11 protein-coding genes and 1 pseudogene are annotated in these 20575 nt (G+C 34.6%); 3 read left to right on the plus strand and 9 right to left on the minus strand.

The genetic code is table 11. From position 1 onward, the window contains the following. Positions 1–14: 14 nt before the first annotated feature. The 5 genes and pseudogenes from ONG78_RS05545 to rnhA form a co-directional block, all read right to left on the minus strand. Positions 15–944, minus strand: coding sequence for a reverse transcriptase domain-containing protein (locus ONG78_RS05545; RefSeq protein WP_264377880.1), 930 nt, complete (start codon positions 942–944; stop codon positions 15–17). Positions 945–1245: 301 nt separating this feature from the next. Then, positions 1246–1431, minus strand: coding sequence for a hypothetical protein (locus ONG78_RS05550; protein WP_114517603.1), 186 nt, complete (start codon positions 1429–1431; stop codon positions 1246–1248). Between the two features lie 2 nt (positions 1432–1433). After that, on the minus strand, positions 1434–3188 hold the full coding sequence (gene mutL, locus ONG78_RS05555; protein WP_405197781.1) for a DNA mismatch repair endonuclease MutL: 1755 nt from the start codon (positions 3186–3188) through the stop codon (positions 1434–1436). Beyond that, positions 3148–3294 carry a hypothetical protein gene (locus tag ONG78_RS08030; RefSeq protein WP_405197782.1) on the minus strand — a complete coding sequence of 49 codons (147 nt, stop codon included), beginning with the start codon at positions 3292–3294 and terminating at the stop codon, positions 3148–3150. Before ONG78_RS08030 ends, mutL begins: the two co-directional genes overlap by 41 nt. A 60-nt stretch (positions 3295–3354) precedes the next feature. Then, positions 3355–3809 (minus strand): annotated as a pseudogene (gene rnhA / locus ONG78_RS05560) (ribonuclease HI). Positions 3810–4132: 323 nt separating this feature from the next. Between rnhA and ONG78_RS05565 the strand changes: the two are divergent. Both ONG78_RS05565 and ONG78_RS05570 read left to right on the plus strand, forming a co-directional pair. Further along, complete coding sequence (locus ONG78_RS05565) at positions 4133–5155, plus strand: IS110 family RNA-guided transposase (RefSeq protein ID WP_264377700.1); 1023 nt, start codon at positions 4133–4135, stop codon at positions 5153–5155. 551 nt (positions 5156–5706) lie between these two features. Next, the gene (locus ONG78_RS05570) at positions 5707–6576 is read left to right on the plus strand and encodes an Rpn family recombination-promoting nuclease/putative transposase (RefSeq protein WP_264377881.1); all 870 of its coding nucleotides are present in this window, start codon (positions 5707–5709) and stop codon (positions 6574–6576) included. A 334-nt stretch (positions 6577–6910) separates the two neighbouring features. Here the strand turns inward: ONG78_RS05570 and ONG78_RS05575 are convergent, their stop codons facing one another. From ONG78_RS05575 to ONG78_RS05585, 3 genes are all read right to left on the minus strand, one after another. Continuing rightward, positions 6911–16702 (minus strand): ankyrin repeat domain-containing protein, encoded by a 9792-nt coding sequence (locus ONG78_RS05575; protein ID WP_264377882.1) that lies wholly within the window; start codon positions 16700–16702, stop codon positions 6911–6913. Between the two features lie 90 nt (positions 16703–16792). After that, the gene (locus ONG78_RS05580; RefSeq protein ID WP_019236992.1) at positions 16793–17665 is read right to left on the minus strand and encodes an IS982 family transposase; all 873 of its coding nucleotides are present in this window, start codon (positions 17663–17665) and stop codon (positions 16793–16795) included. Positions 17666–17700: 35 nt separating this feature from the next. Then, on the minus strand, positions 17701–18099 hold the full coding sequence (locus ONG78_RS05585) for a hypothetical protein (RefSeq protein WP_264377883.1): 399 nt from the start codon (positions 18097–18099) through the stop codon (positions 17701–17703). 181 nt (positions 18100–18280) lie between these two features. Between ONG78_RS05585 and ONG78_RS05590 the strand changes: the two genes are divergently transcribed. Further along, on the plus strand, positions 18281–19294 hold the full coding sequence (locus ONG78_RS05590; RefSeq protein WP_264377562.1) for an IS110 family RNA-guided transposase: 1014 nt from the start codon (positions 18281–18283) through the stop codon (positions 19292–19294). Between the two features lie 211 nt (positions 19295–19505). On the opposite strand, the gene ONG78_RS05595 is transcribed toward ONG78_RS05590, so the two are convergent. Beyond that, on the minus strand, positions 19506–20489 hold the full coding sequence (locus tag ONG78_RS05595; RefSeq protein ID WP_264377884.1) for a hypothetical protein: 984 nt from the start codon (positions 20487–20489) through the stop codon (positions 19506–19508). Positions 20490–20575: the final 86 nt, after the last annotated feature.

The raw sequence follows: 20575 nt of genomic DNA on the forward strand, positions 1-20575 counted from the left end.
CTTGTAATATTCGGTTAAAAATCAAATCCTAGAAAGCTGAATGTCCCTTTTTCTTTAAGATTAATCACTTTTGTCTTTTCTTCGTTTACTTCTACTTTTAGTTTTGCTAATTCTTCTTGTAACCTTTTGTATACTAATTTCTCGAGCCATTCCCATCTCTGGTGCCCATCTATCAGTATCACTAAATCGTCTGCCCATCTGGCGTATTCTATATGTCGATATTTTCCCTCTTTTGTTACCTCTTTTGCCTTCTCTAGCATTTTATCTACCTCATTAAGGTATATATTGCTTAGTAGTGGTGAAAGTGGTGATCCTTGTGCTATTCCTCGTTTCCCTCCTGTTTCAAGGATTAGCTTGATCAAGTGCATGGTTTCTTTATCTTTTATTCTTTTGGAAATCTTTTCCATAAGAATATGATGTCGTACATTGTCAAAGTAGGATTTCAGGTCTATGTCAATAACTTTTGTATTGCCTTTGATTGCTGCTTTCGCTACTCTGCTTACTGCTTCATGCGCTTTTCTCTTGGGTCTATATCCATATGATCCGTCCTGAAAGTCAGATTCATATATCGGTTCAATTATTAGCTTTAGTGCACTTTGCACTATTCTATCCCGGATGCAGGGTATGTTCAACGTTCTGAGTTTTCCCCCAACTTTTGGTATTTCCTTTCTCCGGTTCCTATTTGGGCTATAGGTTTTGGTTATTAGTTCATGTCTTATTTGCTGAAGATACTTTTCTAAGCCTTCTGCCTCTATCGATTTGAATGTTACCCCATCAATTCCTGGTGCCCCATTGCTTTTCTTTGTTAGCTTATATGCTTCTTTTAGTGTCTCCATCTTGCAGACGTGTACATAGATTCCCCAGCATCGCCATTCCGGTTCTGCTTTCGCTTTGATATATATCTTTCTTCTCAGGTCTTGTAATTTTATTGGCATTTTTGTCATTTTTACCTTTACCTTCCTTTTGTTAAAAGATTCCTACTAGTAGGGTGCCTTTGCTCCATGAGCATTACCTCACTTCATCACTACTACGCACCCATCCGCCACCCTTTCATCTTCGGTTCATTTCCTGTTTCCAGTTATAGAACCTACCGCTCCAAGGTATTTCTCCCTGGGATGAGAAGGGCTTCTCCAGTTGCCTCGTATGCCCTAATTATCATGTCATCACTACCACCCCGCTAAAGTAGATATGCTGTATCATTCGTATTTCAGCTATCTATGTTGCTTTCACCCAATTGCCGTGAGCTCAGCCTTTAGTTTTGCAGACTTTCGAGGCCACCTGTGTGTTCGCTTTCGCTACAACCTGATAATTTGCCATTATCCTTACGATAACGTTGTCGGTAGGCTTCAATATCTTGGTTTCCCTCCATATTGCTACCCAAGCTACAGGACTCCGACTTTTATCCTGGTAGGTTTGTCTCCTACTGAGCATACTTACCTTTTCTGGACACACAACAATTTTTCTATATCACTTAGTTTCATTTCTATATACGTTGGTCTTCCGTGATCAGAATATGGAGTTTTCTCAATTTGTCTTAGTATCTCATTCATCTCTTCCAATTTCATTTTTCTTCCTGCTCCGTGGCAAGCGATTATGGATGATATTTTGTTCACCTTATCCTCTATTGGTAGCGTATCTTCTATTTCCATTAACTTATCTACTATATCAACTAGCATCTCTTTTATATCTATTGTTCCCAAGATTGCAGGTATTTCTTTTACCCTTACTTTATCTTCTGATTCTATTTCAATACCAAAACCCATTTCAAAAAGCTTATCTTTATAAGTTTTAACCATCTCCATTCCAGCTTGGTTTTTAATTTCAACTATTTCAGGAATGAGAAGTTTTTGTCTTTTTATGCTTGTTAAGCACTCGTATATCAATCTCTCATAGGCTGCATGTTGATCTACTATAATCAGCCTATCTCCAGCCTCAGCAATAATGTAAGTATTGTAGACCTGACAGCGTGCATATCCCAGAGGATAATCCTCTATTAAATCAATTTGCTCCCTTTCTAGAACCATAGTCTCCGCTTGTAGTGGTAATCTCTGTATACCAGTATAGTCAAATGATTCTGACCGTTCTGATAAGCCTTTCTCTCCTGCATTTGGCAAGTTGAATTCTTTCATTAGCTGATTCTCAAAAGGACTTGGCCTTCTTTCGTAAAATTCTTTTCGACCCTTTACTTCTCTGCTTTTTCCATTATTAACACGCTCATTATTCCTTTGACTTTCACTAACATCAAAAGACGAACCACCCAGTTCTTCTCCAATACCTTGACACCTAGATCCATCAATATCACTCACTGAAGAGGTACCTATTCTCATTGACAACGCTTTTATTAGCCCTCTTCTCACTATTTCATATACTAGCCTCTTGTTCTGAAACCTTACCTCTGATTTATTTGGATGCACATTTACATCTACTTGATCGTATGGTATCTCTAAGTGCAGCACTGCAAAAGGATACCTCCCACTTGGAATAAAGTCCTGATACGCATATCGAATTGCACCAATAAGTAGATTGTCTTTTATTGGCCTGCCATTAACAAACGTATAGATCTGAGTTGAATTACCACGACTAATAGTTGGTTTACAGATGTGTCCCTTAAGTTTGATGCCGTCTTCTTCCTCTTTAACTTCCAGCGAATTGCTCTGAAATTCTTCTTCTGTTTCACATAATCTGTTAAATAATGAAGTTTGCTTAACATATTTTAAGAGCTTTTTATTACCGGAAGTGAGAGTAAACCCAATACTATAGTTAATCATTGCTAAGTTATTTACAATGTCAACAATGCTTTGTGTTTCTGCCCTCTCGGTTTTTAGAAATTTTAATCTATTTGGTGTGGCAAAAAATAAGTCACGAATTTCAATATATGTACCTTGCAACAAAGAACAAGGGATAATCTCTCTTATTTTTTCTCCTCCCTCATATCTTATAGACCATGCTTCCTTTGCTCCACTTGCCTTAGATGATAATTTAATTCTGCTTACTGCTGCAATTGAAGGCAGAGCCTCTCCTCTAAAGCCAAGATGTCTGATCTCTATTAACTCACTATCACTTAATTTTGAAGTGGCATGCCTCATAAGTGCTAGTTCCAGATCGTTCTTTTCTATTCCATTTCCATCATCTGTCACAGTTATAAGGTTACGTCCACCACTTTCTATTTTGATCTCTATCTCTAGCATCTATTGCATTTTCTACTAATTCCTTTACTACACTCGCTGGCCTTTCTATTACCTCTCCTGCTGCTATACGGTTTATAGTTTTTGTGTCTAAAAGAATTATTGCCATAACACTCCCTCCAATCTATGAAACTTAGAGCTCCCTCTATTTTTTTGTGATTTCTTGATCTCACAATCTCTCTCTATATTTTAGCTTTTTAGATTCCTTTCTAGCAAGTCTATCTGCCTCTTCATTATAGGTATTACCACTGTGAGCCTTAACCCACTTCCAGTTAATATCATGCTGCAAGACAATTTCATCCAATTCCTTCCATAACTCAACGTTTTTTACTGATTTTTTATTGGCTGTCTTCCAACCATTTGTTCTCCACTTATTGATCCACTCTGTTATACCTTGTTTAATATACTGACTATCAGTGTGTAAAACAACTTTGCAAGAAACTTTCAACATCTTTAGCCCGTTAATCACAGCCTTTAACTCCATCTTGTTATTTGTTTTCACCTCCAGAGATACGTTTTTTGATAAAGACACTTTTATTTTCATACATCATCACAGCTGCCCATCCACCAGGACCTGGATTTCCATCCATCTGTATATATTATAACCTTCTTTTTTTCGCCCATACTTACAGAATATAGATTCAACGTAAATTTGCCACCGAAATGTTGACATTAAGTTTCAAGATCTTTATCATGTAAAGGTGTGGGAGGCTAATGAACCTGTCCTTGTATCTTGAAAAAAGCATCTAATGTTTTAAGCTTAAATATTAGATGGAGGAGGAAGAACTCTGAAACCTGTCCAAGATTAAGAATCTGCTCGTGAGATAAGAGCTTCCTCCTCAAAAGTATAGGCTGGACGGTATCATAGAAAAACCTAAGTGGTTCTAATTCTGTATTCACAAGGTAAGCCTTACTTTTCATTTTAATAGTAACGTACGGGGTTATATATGATCAACAATTTTTTAGGCATAGACATTTCAAAAGAACGTTTTGATGTCTTTCTTTCATTCATAAGCAAAAAAGGAAAACGTGAAGCTAGGAAAAGGAGCTTTAAGAACGATGATAATGGGTTTCAAGGTCTACTGAGCTTTCTACAAAAACATAACGTAGAACAAGTGAAAGCTTGTATGGAAGCTACTGGTTGTTATAGCGGAGCTTTGGCTGAATTTCTGCACAATACTGGGCATTTTGTTAGTGTTATAAATCCTTATTGTATTAAATCTTATGCGAGGAGTAAGCTTGTACGACAAAAGAATGATCAGACTGATGCAGAAATTATTGCTGATTATTGCCAAAGACAGGAACCTTCTCGCTGGACACCGCCTTCTTCTGAATTGAAAAAACTAAAACATCTTTATCGCTGCTCGGCTGCGTTAAAAGATGAATTGACATTAGTAAATAACCACTTAGAAAAAAAAGAGAGACTGCCAAAAGAAGTTGCAAATGCTTGGGAAGACCTTGCAATGAACATAGAACAAAAAATAGAAACAATAAAAAACTCTGTACGTGAACTACTAAAACAGCACAAAGAATTGTTGGAAAATTTTCAACTTTTATTAACTATTCCAGGAATAGGAGAGGAATCAGCAATAGCTATTTTAGCTGAAGTTCCTGACATAAAGGCTTTTAGAGATGCCAGGCAATTGGCAGCATATGCAGGAGTTATACCACGAAACATAACGTCAGGTTCATCTGTACATGCCAAGCCCAGATTAAGTAAAGTTGGTTCGCGAACATTATGTAAGGCACTTTTCTTTCCTGCTATAGTAGCTAAGAATCACAATCCTATCATTATGAGCTTTTGCCAAAGATTAAAGGAAAAGGGTAAGCATAATATGGCCATCGTTGGTGCTGCAATGCGTAAACTACTCCATACTATTTTTGGTATCCTGAGATCCAAAAGTGCTTTTAATCCTGACCATATTAAAAACTACAGGGCTAGGAGGTTGACTGAAGTTTTAGTAATTTAAGATGCTACCATCTAATATAAAATAGTATTTTATATAAATTCGTTTAATGTAGTTGGTTAATGTATATGTTGATAAGTAAATTCCTGCTGTCTTATATATAAAACTAATTTACTTATCAACATATACATTAACTATAATAATCTTTATACCACTAAACAGTTGGCAGTATTTTGTGATTTTACAATACAGCTTAAGGTTCAATTTTTATAATTTTTTTGTTGACTGACGAGACGGTATCTCTCGATATTAGGTAAATCGTAATTGAGCTTTTGGGCTCGTATTTTTATTAGGAGGTTAATCTCTCACACTGAAAATAAATATTTTTAAGCTCTTCACAGCTCATTAATTCATTTGCTGGGGTTTATGGAGGGAGTTGTAAAAGATAATAAAATAAACATCTAAGGTGCGCAGTAGCATTCTATGGTCATCTATGAAGGTAATTTTTTGCCAACTCTTGAAATTTAGCTAACTTTAATAGACTTTAGCACAAAAACGTTGAATATTTCTTCACAATTGTGTATAATTATTAATGCTTTCTTGGTTAATTTGTCATGGCTCTTTCTAAGTTTCTCGATCCAAAATTAGATTTAACATTTAAGAAAATCTTCGGTACTGAAAAAAATAAGAATATCCTTATCCATTTTTTGAATGATATTTTAGGGTTCACTGAAATAAATACTATACAAGAAGTCGAATTCCTTAGCACCATTATGGACCCTGAAATTGCCTCTGATAAGCAGAGTATTGTTGATGTTCTGTGCAGAGATTCCACTGGGGCCAGATACGTGATTGAGATGCAACTCGCTCGTGATAAAGGCTTTGAAAAACGTGCCCAACTTTATGCTGCTAAGGCTTACTCAAGGCAGGCTGATAAAGGTGGTAAGTACATTGATTTAAAGAAGGTTTTCTTTATTGCTATTTCCAATTGTAATTTATTTCCTGATAAGCTTGATTATATATCTAGCCATACCATAAGAGATGAAAAAACTAACGAGCATGATTTAAAAGATTTTCAATTTATTTTCATTGAGTTGCCAAAATTTCCCAAAAGTAAAGAAGAGCAGCTAGAAAATGTAGTAGATCGTTGGCTATTTTTTTTCAAGTATGCAGAAGAAACAACTGATGAAGATTTAAGAAAAATAGCAGAAAAGTCACCGATAATAAAGTTAGCGTATGACGAGTTAGATAAATTTCATTGGAATGAGAAAGATCTTGTAGCTTATGAAGAAAGGGTAATGGATTTACAGAAAGAAGCTGCTATCTTGGAACAAAAACTCGATGATGCTAAACTAGAAGGTAGACAAGAAGAAAAAATCGAAGTTGCAAAAAACTCACTCAAGGCCGGTGTCTCTATAGATGTTATCGCTCAAATTACCGGTCTCTCTCATTCTGAAATTTTACAACTCAAGGAAAAAACATAATTATTCACTTCAACATTGATGAAAATCTTTCCTAAGTTAGACATATCCTATAATTAAGAGTCTAATGAACTATCTAAAACAGCTATGAAGATTGCACAAAGAATTATATAAATTACTATCATAACGTTACCCAAACTTCTATATCAAAGCTACGTGCTGTAAGTTCAATATGGAAAACACATTAACCACTTAGCATTTAATGTCTACTTCATCCATTTTAGTATTAAGATCATCAAACTTGCTACTGGTTTCCCTAATTATTTTGGCTACCTTTACTTTAAATTCTATTATAAGCTTTTCACTATTTGGTATATTATATCTTCCATATCCTCATCTACTTACTCAAAGTATTTCCAAGCTTGGTTACTCCTACATCAGAAAGACAAGTTGATACTTTGTCCTTTGAATGGCTTTGAATAGAAGCATTACTTAAATAACTTTGAGGCTCTAAACTCATCTGCTTTGCACCATCAACTTCTAATGTACCATCTCTGTTGTGTAATATCTGCTCTATTGATTGATTTAGCAGACCCTTATTAAATTTAGCTATAAACTTTTCAAATTTCTTCGAACTTAACTTACCAGGACATCCTGCTTCTCTACTAGGACATGCTTTCTCTAAATACGAGCTTAAAACTCCTGAAATCTCATTAAATTGACCTCTTATGACTTTTCTAACAATCTCTTTCTGCATTCCCATATAATCAATATTTAATCGATGCATTAATACACCACTTTTTAATCCAGCTTGCTCTACTACTTTCTTGAATCCATTTGTGATGCTTAATGCATAGCCCTGTGCTTTTAGTGGAGATATAGACTGATCTACAGTAGAAATATACTTCTGACCTGTAAATTTTCTAATCAATAAGTCAAATAAAGTTATTGTACCATTAAAGTCAACCTGTGATAGATAGTGATCTCCCATTTCTAATATTGTATTTCCTCCACTAGGCTTAAATTTAACAGGTGCTTGCCTTTCACGCATTTGCTTTAGATTTGCATTTACATAATCGACGTTATTTCGAAAGAAACCTCCATTTTCTTGTCTTTTATCTTTACCATCAGATGGTAGTGTGGTACTTGTCAAACTACTATTACTTACCGACGCTTTGGCAAATTGCCCATCAACTTGTGATACTGAACTTGTAGTCCCCTCAGATTTAGAGCTCAATAACCCACCTATAAAGCTTTTTACCAAACCAGGTAAATAATTTAGCCATGAAGACGGTCTTGTGCCACTACTTGCTGCTATCTCAGGTTGATTTATAGCAAGAGGTTTACGTGATAAGTGATGACGACTATGATCTCCATGGTGATGCCGACGTTTGCGTTCTCCTCTTTCCTGACTGAGTTTTTCTTCTAAATATGTCACAATATTACCACATCCTTGATCTCTAGCAATATTTAGTGGTGTTCTGCCGTAATCATCTGTAGCACTAAGATTAGCACCGGCATTGACAAGGACCTTCACTATATCAAAACTGTGAGCATTAACAGCATAATGTAGAGGTGTACTACGATTCCTGTTTTGGACGTTAACATTTCCACCATAACTGAGAAGTAAATCCACTATATATGGCTTACAGTATTTAACTGCTACATGTAAAGGAGTTTCATAAAGTTCCCCATTTTTAACTTCAGTACTAGCACCATTTTGAAGTAGGAGAAGAGCTCCACCATAATCACCTATTTCAGCCGCTAAAGACAGTAGTGTATTTCCATGCTTGTCCTTGGCATCAATGTTAGCACCACGGTTAATAAGACTTGTGATTCTACCACGATCACCTATACTATCGTTCAGTCCTACTTCTGTGAACAAATGCCTTTCTAGGACTAATTCTGGATGTTCTAAAGCTTCAATTATATTTGTGTAACGCGCTCGAGTAGCTAAGACCAAAGGCGTTTGGCCATTAATATCCTTAACTTCAATGTTAGCACTTCTACCGAGGAGAAATTTAACTGTATTTAATTTATTTCCCTTGACAGCTACATGTAAAAGTGTAGAGCGGTCATTAGTTACATCATTAATATCATTAGCATTCTTGTCTAAAAGAAATTCAACTATTTCAAGCTTATTACTATACTGAGCAGCCACATGTAAAGGCGTATTACCGTAGATATCTCTAGCTTTAATATTAGCGTTCTTATCAAAAAGAAACTTAACTATGTCAAACTTATTACTAGAAGCAGCAAAGTGTAAAGGTGTCCATCCATATTTGTCTTTGGCTTCAATCTTAGCACCTCTACCAAGGAAAAACTGGACCATGTCCAGATTACCTTCTTGAGCAGCAAAGTGTAAAGGTGTCCATCCATATTTGTCTTTGGCTTCAATCTTAGCACCTCTACCAAGGAAAAATTGGACCATGTCCAGATTACCTTCTTGAGCAGCAAAATGCAAAGGTGTTTTACCATCCTTATCTTGAGCATCAATGTTAGCAGCATCTAAGCTAGCACCTCGGCTTACAAGATCTTTAACTTTTTCAAAATCACCATCTTGTACTGCAGTCAACAATTGTTGATTTAGCCGTAATTCTGCTTGTTGTAAATACTCTACAACATTATCATACTGGTGACCTTTAGCCACATCTAGCGGGTTTCTACCATCCTTATCTTTAGCACTGATATCAGCTCCTTTACCTATAAGATACTCTACTACATCCAGACGACCATTCCAAGAAGCCCAGTACAGCGGTGTCCTGCCATCTTTGTCAGTATCATTAACACTCACTCCCTTACTAATAAGAAACTCTATAATGTTTTTACTATTATTCTCAGCGGCAACATGTATAGGTTTTTCACCAATAGTAGAAGTATCTGCAGCATTGATATTAGCTCCTTTTTCTATCAAGAATTTTGCAACCTCTAATTGATCAAACTTAGCAGCATAGTGTAAAGGTGCCCAACCATTTTTATCAGTCTCATCAACGTTTACCCCCTTGCTGATAAGAAACTCTATAATACTTTTACTGTTATTTTCAGCAGCAACATGTATAGGCTTTTTACCAGCAGTAGAGGCATCTGCGGCATTGATATTAGCTCCCTTATCAAAAAGAAGACTAGCAACCTCTGAACGACCTCTCCATGCAGCATAGTGCAGTGGTGTATAACCTTGCTTGTCAGTATCATCAATACTCACTCCTTTGCTGAGAAGAAACCCTATGATATCTTTACTATTATTCTCAATAGCAACATGCACAGGCTTTTTACCATAAGGGCCTTTATCTGCAGCATTAATATCAGCGCCTTTTTTTATCAAAAACCTTGCAATTTCTAAACGATCCTCAAATGCAGCCCAATGTAGTGGTGTCCAACTGTATATATCTGTAGTATTAACATTAGCATTCCGACTAACAAGATCTTCAGCTTCATTGAGATTACCATCTTGTACTGCAGTCAACAATCCTTCATCTAAATCTAATTGTACTTGCTCTATCATCTCCACTATATTTGTATAACCTTCTTGCACAGCCAAATCCAAAGGTGTTTTACCATCCTTGTCTTTAGCGTTAATATTAGCACCTTTTTTGAGAAGAAGTTTGACTGTACTTGGTTTATTTCCTTGTATAGCTAAATGTAAAGGTGTTCTACCGTTATTAGTTATATCATTAATACCACTAAGATCTCTGTTCAAAATAAATTCAATTACTTCAAGTGTACTATCGTGTTGAGCAGCTACATGCAAAGGTGTTTCACCATCTTTATTTTTAACCTTTAAGCTAGCTCCCTCTTCGACAAGATATTCTACTACTTTCACATGACCATTATTACAAGCGTTATGTAAAGGAGTATTATCACTATTATCTTTCGCTTCTAAATTAGCACCTTGGCTAACAAGAGCCTTGACTCTATTAAGATCATCACCGTTTACTACAGCCAACAATTCTTTATTTAAACCTGACTGTGCTTTTTTCAAAAATTCTTTTATATTTTCTTTAACAGCCAAGTCTAAAGGTGTGTTACCATCTTTATTTTTAGCCTTTAAGCTAGCACCCTGGCCAAAAAGATCCTCAACTTCATTAAGATCATCATTTTTTACTGCAGATAACAATTTTTCATCTAAGCCCAATTGCATCTTCTTTATCACTTCTACTATATCTGTGTAACCCTTTTGCTCAGCCAACTCTAAAGGTATTTTACCGTCTTTATTTTTAGCCTTTAAACTAGCTCCTTTTTTGATAAGATATTTCACTACTTCTAAGCGATCATTATTACAAGCATTATGTAGAGTAGTATTATCATTATTGTCTTTAGTTTCTAAATTTGCACCTCGAGCGATAAGATCTTTTACTTTATCAAGATTACCATCCCTTGCATTAATTAACAACCCTTGATCCAACTGTGCTTTCTCCAAAACTTCTATCATATCTCCTTTAGTAGCTAAGTCTAAAGGTGTTCTATCATTCTTATCTTTAGCATTGACACTAGCACCTCTATCAAGAAGAAGTTTTACTACGTTCAACCTTCCTGCTTCAACAGCAAGATGTAGAGGTTTTCTATTATGGTCGTCTTGAGACTCTATGTCAGCACCTTCATCAAGAAGAAATTGAGCTATATCCAGATTACCCTCTTGAGCAGCAAAATGTAAAGGCGTGCCCTGATACGTTATCTCATTATTAAATTTTGCACCGTTACTAACAAGAAGCTTGACCACACCCCATCTACCTAACTGAGCAGCAGAAAGTATTGGTATGTAACCAAGCTTGTCTTGAACTTCGACCTTAGCACCTCTGTCAAGAAGGAATTTAACCATATCCAAATTATCCTTTTGAGCAGCAAAGTGTAAAGGCGTATGATCTTCCTTATCTTGAGCATTAATATTAGCACCATAATCAAGAAGAAGTTCTACCACACTCCATTTACCTGATTGAATAGCAAGAAACATTGGCGTGTACCCAAACTTATCTTGAATTTCGGTATTAGCCCACCTATCAAGAAGGAGTTTAACTTTATCCCATTCACCTGCTTCAGAAGCAAGATGCAAAGATGTCCTACCAAGTTTACCTTGAGCATTTATATCTCCACTGTTTGGAGCCTCTAAAGGTATAGAATTCTTTTGTGAATTAATAATAGAACTCACATTATTTAATTCATCAATACTATCTGAATTACGTATTTTATCTATTTCGTTACTTAATAATATTTCTTTGTCAGCAAATTTTATAGATAATGTTTCCATTTTAGGTTCTTTATAGAAATCTCTAAAACGTATAATACACGACTCACTTGCCTCTATATCAGCATTAAAGGCATTGGTAACTATCAAATCATATTTATCATGAAGATAGGTATACTGCCCTGCTTTTTTAGATATGATTAGTTTATTCTTTTCTTCCACGTCTTGAGGTGTTACTACAATAATTTTTTCATCAGAAATAAAGAACGAAGACTTTAAACCTAAACTATCATCGATTTCCATCGGTGCATTATCAAAAATAATTTGTAATTTTTTATACCACTTATTTACAAGGGCATCTTTCAGCCTCACTGTTATTACATCTTGCTGCAAGCTGGTAGCTGATATAGATAACTTAATTAATAAATCATTTTTGTCTTTAATAACTGTTGGTATCGGTTTTATACTCAAATCCCTATCTACTTGTTGCACCAACTGATGTAAATCTAATGTACTTCTTAAACTTTTCTTTCCATTGACATCATCATTAATTACTACTTCTTGAATAGGGAAGTTTTCAATATCAAGTGTTTCATGACCTGAAGTAATTGCACATATATCGTTTCCTCCTAGAGTAATATTTTTTCTCTCACTTGCATTGAGTTCACTACATACGTCTCTCCTCATAAAATCCGCAGCATTGCTCTTTCCTCTATTACTTAAATAACTATCCAAATCTAACTTATTTTCTGATTGATTTAAAAAGGTGTGCCTGTCAACATCTTCAGCTATAGCAGATATTCTACTTGCTATTTGCTGACTATTTTCTTCAGTCAATATTGACTGATAGTCTACTACAGTTTGATTATAACCATTTAATTCTTGTATACTACGTCTATTGCGAGTAGATCCACAATTTTCAATTTTCCACTTAAATTGACCACCCTTTCCATTTGAAGGCCAGGTAAACACATACCTCCTATCCCTGTCACAATTGTTTAAGTGGTACATACAATTATTGTTAGGTGAGTACAAGTACCTTCCATACTCAACATTTTTTAGATACACATTATCACCGTTAAGCTCAACCTTCCACTTAAAATTACTACCCCCTCTATTTGAAGGCCAGGTAAACGCATACCGCCTGTCGCTGTCACAATCGTTTAAGTGGTACGTACAATCATCATTAGGTGAGTACAAGTATCTTCCATACGCAACATTTTTTAGATACACATTATCACCGTTAAGCTCAACCTTCCACTTAAAATTACTACCCCCTCTATTTGAAGGCCAGGTAAACGCATACCGCCTGTCCGTGTCACAATTGTTTAAGTGGTACATACAATCATCATTAGGTGAGTACAAGTACCTTCCATACTCAACATTTTTAATACATATCGCTGAAGAAAATACCATATTCCTCACTGATTTCGGTAATTTACTTTTTAGCTTTTCAAGATCGGATCTTTCTTCTGAACTGACCTTAGAATAGTTGTCCATTTTCATGGCTTCTCTAATAGAGTAAGCTAATTTTAATATTGTACTATCGTCCTTTGGTATTTTATCAAACACAGCTATATAACCTGGAATAAACTGATCAATATAATGGTGACTGCGTATAAACCTTAATACTTTTTCTACACCTACTTGCCAGTATACGTCATTTACAGCTTCCTTAATTGCCTCACCAAATAACTTTTTATCAAAATTATACACTCCATCCACAAGTTTAATGGTTGAAGCATTAAGATCATTTAGCATACCGTCCTTTAGCACCTTTTTGGCTGCATTTTTTATTGAACCTCTTAAACTACTTATACAAGACTCTACCGATCTTTTTGCATTAGATGGAATATTTGCTTGGTTAACAACTTCCTTCTTTAAAAATTTAACCTGTTTTATCATTTTAAATGCGTCATTACTTTTAGTCTTGATCCTGTTACAAAGAAGTTCAATTACACCTGAGTCATTATTGTAAGCGGCTAAATATAGAGGTGTTCTACCATCGTTGTTTTTAGCCTCGATATCAGCACCTCTATCAAGAAGAAGATTAATTACGTTTTGCTTTGCTTCTTCAACAGCCAAATGCAGGGGGGTCTTACCCTCCTTACTTCTAATTTCAATACTAGCACCTTTATCTATAAGAAAGCTAACCATATCAGGATTACCATAATGAACAGCATAGTGCAAAAGCGCCCAATTATCACTGTTGCAACTAGTACTCTCTAAAGCATTAATATTACCTTTCTTCTCTAAAAATGCTTTGAATACACTCTTGCTTAATTCTACATTACCGTTGTAAATAGCATAATGCAAAGGCGTCCAGTTCTGTGAACACTGATTTTTATGTTCAATATCAACATTACTTTTTTTAGCAGTTTTATCAAGAAGGGTTTTAACTTCATCCCATTTACCTTCATAAACTGCTGTACTTACCAAAGGTTTCAATACTCCCAACCCTGAAGAGATCATCCACTTATTGCACTGATCTATTATGTTTGAATCATAGCCATTCAGCAAAAGGTTGTTTTCTAACTTTTCAAGCAATGTTAAAATCTGATTACTACTTGGCGTTTTATTTTTTAATTCCTCAATTTGTTCTAAACTACAGGAACTTTCTGTAAAGCTAACCCGGTCTTGCAGTGAAGGAAAACCAAGACACTGATGTACTGAATCTCTATTTCCTCTTTCAAAATCGTCAACTGATATTAAACATTTAAAGTCATTTTCTACTTTAGGGGTATATTTACTTCCATTTTGGTAATTTTCTGAAGCTTTATCAATTAAAGCTTGTATTTTTCTTACCTCAGATAAACTAAACCTATCTAATCTACGGAGCATTATTGGTTCTAAACCTAAATCAAACTCCAACGTAGAAATTCTATGAAATTCATTATTATCCCAATCTTTTATATTGATCGTGTGATTAGACATCTTATCGCGAAATATCAGATCTGCACCATTGCTGAAAATTTCAACTTGACCCGGAGTAATATTCTTTAATATCACTACTCCTATGTGTTCCTCATCTTGTACTACAGAAGTAGAAATATTTTTTTCTAATTTTTGATTGTGTTGAATGATACTAGTAGAGTTACTAAAGTCTTCAATATATTCTTTTACAACTCTTTCATAGTCACTTCTAAGTTTATCCTTATGCTCCATTACATTATCAACGTTCTCTAATAACTCAGGAGATGGAGAAAAATGATCATTATTCCATAGAGAATAAGAAATATTTTCCCATTTGCTTCGTTCAGTATAAAAACCTTCTATTCTAATGATAAAAGGAATTTCACTTTCTCTTATTAATAAGAGATCATCTTTATCTTTATACTTTTTAATATCTTCAAGACGAGAATCTATTACTACATGATCACCTTGAAAATCTTTAGGTAACAAAAACATATTCTGAGTTTGTGTAGCCTGTAAAAAAGGAACTAATTTACCCTTTCCCGAAGAAGAGGGAGAACAAGACATTGATTGTATATTGGGGATAAAAGTTTCTCCTTTTTTGTTCATAACTATAAGATGCCTATAATTAGGATCTTGAAAGTAATTTTTCACTCGAATGTTACTATTATTGTATTTTAAATACAGATCACATTGCTGGATTGAAAAATCTTTCTCAACTGCCGACATAAATAGTGTATCTAGTTTTTTATCACTTGAGTTATTATCAATTTTAACTTCTCTACTATTTATATCATTGCTAATAAAATACACATCACTTCCTCCTCCCCTAGCAAACATAGTTCCTTGATCGAAGTTTATTACATCATCTTCCAGAGAACCAAAAACCATATGTGGAACTGCACTATTACCCTGATTCTGTACTCTATCTCTGATAACACTAAAGACTTTGTAATCCTTGTTATTGTTTAGAATTTTCTTATAATGACTTGCAACATCGTCAAAATTATCTAAGGAATGTTCTGAATGTAATTCAAATGAAGTAATTTTTATAGTTGATGAGTCTGATCTTTCAATCTTAGGAACAATATTGCTACCATTTTTGTCTATTAGTGCAAAGTGAGGTTTATTACTGCTTTGCTCGACATAATTTTTTACATCAAGAGTAAATTGATTGTTTTGACCAAAATTTATTTTTAAAGATAAAGTATTACTATTTGTAGAGTAAGTTATTTGATCACAATCACCTAATAAATCAATTTCCGGAAAAATTACAGTTCCTGTTCCATCTACATCAATTTCTGAATATAAACCCTTACCTTTGTAGTCTGCAGCTTTTACGTAAAAAGTATAATTGCTCTTTCCACCCTTAACTGTAGTATACGGCGAAATAATTACTTTTTTACAATTTTCAACTACATCTTTCTCATTTTTATTAGAACCACCACTACTATCTATGATAACGTCACGATCATCGATTCCTGTAAAGTGTTCAGAGTAACCCATGCACGAAATCTCATCCACCTTGTTCTTTCTTCCAACATAGTAGTAATTAAAGATGTCATTATTATCAATTTGATCATTGATTAGCCAACGACCATTTACTCTTGCCTTTAATGACCCAGAGGCACTAGGCTTAAAACGATAGTTAACATTCACTCCTACAACTGTATCTTTCAATTGGCTCAAATCAAGTATATTAACAGAGTTACTTCCACCAATAATTTTACCTGAGAAGTCAACGTTATTTACAACAAACCTATTTACTACCTTATTACTACCACCAGTTATGTTTGCTGTACCTGAGCCAATTAGAAAATTATTGTTCCACTCGTTACTTCCAACGATGGTACCTCTGTCCACATTGCTTAAATCATAAATAATTGTTTTGTCCTTTTGCATCATATTTACTCTCTTATCATGGCTAATAACTATTGCATTATCACAATAGTACTTAGCCGATGGAACTGAGCTTTTAATACCCTTTTCGTAATCTTGACTAGTACTGTGTGGCAAACAAATCATGCTAGCACCTTCAATATAATCAGGTATAACACGCGAAAGATCTTGTGTATTGGCATTTTTCCTATTCATCATAATCGTTGCATAATCTGGACGAAGAGTATTACCGTTTATTTTTCCAAGACCAATACCATAAGCAACAACATTACTAACGCTAACTATGGATTAGCCGACAAAGAAAGAATTGGAAATGGAAGGTTTTTTACGTTGTAAAGAGTATGAAATGAGTGTAGAAAAAATATGAACCAGAAAGTTAAAAGGAGATCGGTGGCGAGTGTGTTCAATTTCTAATCTATTTTTTAGGTAACCAAAAACTGTTTCAATAATAGATCTTTTCCTCAGAAAAATCTTCTCATTTAGAGAGATTAATGCGTTTTTCATCCCTTTTTTTATCTTGGTAACAAGCTTTAAATTTCTATCAAGTAATTGTAGAAACAGACCTTTTTGGATATAACCTTTATCTCCAAATAATAAACCCGTTAGTTTTTTAGTCAGATCCGGAACTGGCTTTCTATCATCAACGTTACCTTTGGTTAGCGTAACACCTTGAATTTCGCCTATTTCATTGATTACTACATGTAATTTAAAACCAAAAAACCAGCCATAAGTGCTTTTGCTTAATTTTGCAATTCCAGTAAAAACTTTATTTTTAGATATTCTTTTTGCATGACAGACCGTGATAGGAGTTGAATCAATGTAGGAAATACCTGTATTTTTTGCCTGCTCACATAACCATTGTAGCAGCATTGCTAAATACCATAAAACTCGAGGTTTTAGCGCAATAAATCTATCATAAGAAGGTAGTCTAGAAAAGTCTGACTTATGCAGCAACTGTAAGTAACATATGTAAAATGATTTAAAGTTTTCATATCTAGATTGCTGATATAACAGAATTATTGTTATAATTTCGGAATGCGTTATTTCTGGCACTCTTGTAGGTTTTTTACCATTGGATAATAATCTACCTGCAAAATTTTTGTCTATTATTTTACAATAATCATCTACAAAACAGAATAATTCTGTTACATTCTTATTCACTGGGTAACCTCCTATTATCTCTAAAATACTGGAGTTTACCCTCTTTTCTTATTCTCTTCTAATCCATAGTTAGCGTTACTAGGGTCATTATTTAAAGCTTTCCAAACTCCTTTAGCTAGACTATTAACCATTTCCTTTCTTGCTGCAAGATGTTGTACATCTTGTGGTATAGGTTGAAAAGCAAATGTATGCCAAAAAATACGCCAATTTTCATCATGGGTTGTATCATACTTTTTCTCGTACTCCACGATATTGCTAACACCACTATAAACCCCAGAAGCTACCATCAATGCAACTCCAACTGCAATGCCGATTCCAGGCATACCAAGTGCTGTAAGAGCAACACCAGACACAAACGATATAGTGGAAAAAGATATAGTTGCTATATTATCTTGTATCTTGAAAAAAGCATCTAATGTTTTAAGCTTAAGCATTAGGTGGAGAAGGGAAGAACTCTGGATGTTATCTTAGATATAAAATCTGTCCAAGAGAAAAGAGTTCCCTTCTCAAAAGTAGAGGTTGGACGGTATCTTAGAAAGACCTAAATGGTTCTAATTCTGTATGCACAAGGTTAGCCTTACTTTTCATTTTAAATGGTAACGTATGGAGTTATAAATGATCAACAACTTTTTAGGTATAGACATATCAAAAGATCGCTTTGATGTTTTTCTTTCTTTCATAAGTAAAAAAGGGAAACGCGAAACTAAGAAAAGGAATTTTAAAAACGATGATTCTGGGTTTCAAGGTCTACTTGATTTTTTACAAAAACATAATGTGGAGCAAGTAACAATCTGTATGGAAGCTACAGGTTGTTATAGTGAAGCTTTGGCTGAATTTCTACACAATGCTGGATATTTTGTTAGTGTAGTAAATCCTTATTGCATAAAATCTTATGCAAGGAGTAAGCTTGTGCGACAAAAGAATGATCAGAGCGATGCAGAGATTATAGCAGATTATTGTCAAAGACAGGAACCTACACGTTGGACACCACCTTCTTCTGAAAAGAAAAAATTAAAACATCTTTATCGTTGTTCAGCTGCGTTAAAAAATGAATTAACATTAGTAAATAATCATTTAGAAAAGAAAGAGAGACTGCCTGAAAAAGTTGTAAATGTTTGGGAAAATCTTTCAGTGAACATAGAGCAATCAATAGAAACAATAAAAAACTCCATACATGAACTATTAAAACAACACAAAGAATTGTTGGAAGATTTTCAGCTACTATTAACTGTTCCAGGCATAGGAAAGGAATCAGCAGTAGCTATTTTAGCTGAAATTTCTGATATAAAAGTTTTTATAAATGCCAGGCAATTGGCATCATATGCTGGAACTATACCACGGAATATAACATCAGGTTCATCTGTATATGCCAAGCCCAGATTAAGTAAATCAGGTTCACAAACATTACGTAAGGCAATGTATTTTCCTGCTATAGTATCTAAAAAGCATAATCCTATTATTATGACTTTTTGTAAGAGGTTAAAAGAGAAAGGCAAGCATAACATGGCCATTGTAGGAGCTGCAATGCGCAAGTTACTCCATATAGTTTTTGGTGTTTTAAGTTCAAGGAAGGCTTTTGATCCAGATCATATCAAGAATTATAAGGCTAGAAGATTAGCTGAAGTTTAAAGTCAAAAAGTGCTCCATCACATCTTATGTGAAATAGTATCTTACACAAATTTATTTAATGTTGCTGGTTAGTGTGTATGTTGATAAGTAAATTGATTTTACATATACACAACAGCAGAAATTTACTTATCAACATATACACTAACTATAATCTGTGTACTGCTACACAGATTGTGAATTGGAAGTATTTTTTTTGGTTTTATGATGCAATTTAGGAAATTTTTATGTTGACTAACAAGACGGTATCTCTTATTTCTTTCTCTCCACATGGATTATCACTATTCTCTCTTTTTTTACAATCAACAAGATTGTTTGCTGACATGCCTATATCAACAATATCAAAGACGCCAGTTATAGCTCCTGCTGTACCTCTTGCTATTGTACTGCCAAATTTTACTCCCACAACTCGAATAGCAAATTTTGTCTGTTTACCTAAAGTACCTGGTATAATTTTTCCCACAACCTTTTCAGCTGATGCTACAACTTTTGGAGTAATTTTAACCATTACATTTTCAATCGGTTGAGATGCAAAAGACCATCCTATTCCGCCTAGATTTAATCCACAATCTGTAGCTGTCCCTTCCTTGCAAGATACAATAGCACCATGGATCCCTCTTATTAATTGTATCCCACCAGCAGCATTCATTAACCTGCCTTTTAATTTTGAGCCTTTTGTTGCACTGCTAGCTTGCTGTGAGATATCTCCATGCAAATTCTTAACACGTTCATTCTGAATATAACGTTCATATCCTTGATCTTCAGTTACCTTGTCAAGTAAGTACTTATGATCCCCTTCAATACTTTTGTCCCCAACAAACTCTATTAACTGAGCATTTTTCGCTTCATCTTGACTACTTTTAACATAAGTTAGAAATTTTTCGCTATCAATTATAATTTTGTCTGCATTATTTTCATCCACTTTGCCTTTACTAAACTTTTCTACATCACCCTTTGAAAATAAACAAGGATTAATACTTCTTCTACTTCTACCTCCTCCTACGCAACTATTTAGGTCGAATTTTGGTTGTTGTGTCCCAGCAAGTACAGCCTCTAAGTTAGCTATACGTTGTGGATCTATACTTAATGTGTTTGAAATACCTTCTCTCATACGTATAAAATGATTTTCTCTTCTTTGAATTCGCAAATGGTTACGTATTTCATCAGGAATATTACTTAATCTACTTCCTTGCAACACAGTATTAATATCTCTAGCGTTTTCTAACGCCCATAAGCCGCAATTATAACCATCTCTTTGTTGAGTAACAGAAACATCATTAACGG

Origin of the sequence: Wolbachia endosymbiont (group B) of Philonthus cognatus (assembly GCF_947179345.1) — a bacterium.
In the GTDB taxonomy this organism is placed as follows: domain Bacteria; phylum Pseudomonadota; class Alphaproteobacteria; order Rickettsiales; family Anaplasmataceae; genus Wolbachia.

What these genes read in the sequence shown, in the direction of transcription:
- ONG78_RS05585 (WP_264377883.1), bottom strand. Translation starts at nt 18,099, where the DNA reads ATGCTTAAGCTTAAAACATTAGATGCTTTTTTCAAGATACAAGATAAT.
- ONG78_RS05575 (WP_264377882.1), bottom strand. Translation starts at nt 16,702, where the DNA reads ATGATGAATAGGAAAAATGCCAATACACAAGATCTTTCGCGTGTTATA.
- ONG78_RS05565 (WP_264377700.1), top strand. Translation starts at nt 4,133, where the DNA reads ATGATCAACAATTTTTTAGGCATAGACATTTCAAAAGAACGTTTTGAT.
- ONG78_RS05590 (WP_264377562.1), top strand. Translation starts at nt 18,281, where the DNA reads ATGATCAACAACTTTTTAGGTATAGACATATCAAAAGATCGCTTTGAT.
- ONG78_RS05570 (WP_264377881.1), top strand. Translation starts at nt 5,707, where the DNA reads ATGGCTCTTTCTAAGTTTCTCGATCCAAAATTAGATTTAACATTTAAG.
- ONG78_RS08030 (WP_405197782.1), bottom strand. Translation starts at nt 3,294, where the DNA reads ATGGCAATAATTCTTTTAGACACAAAAACTATAAACCGTATAGCAGCA.
- mutL (WP_405197781.1), bottom strand. Translation starts at nt 3,188, where the DNA reads ATGCTAGAGATAGAGATCAAAATAGAAAGTGGTGGACGTAACCTTATA.
- ONG78_RS05550 (WP_114517603.1), bottom strand. Translation starts at nt 1,431, where the DNA reads ATGCTCAGTAGGAGACAAACCTACCAGGATAAAAGTCGGAGTCCTGTA.
- ONG78_RS05545 (WP_264377880.1), bottom strand. Translation starts at nt 944, where the DNA reads ATGACAAAAATGCCAATAAAATTACAAGACCTGAGAAGAAAGATATAT.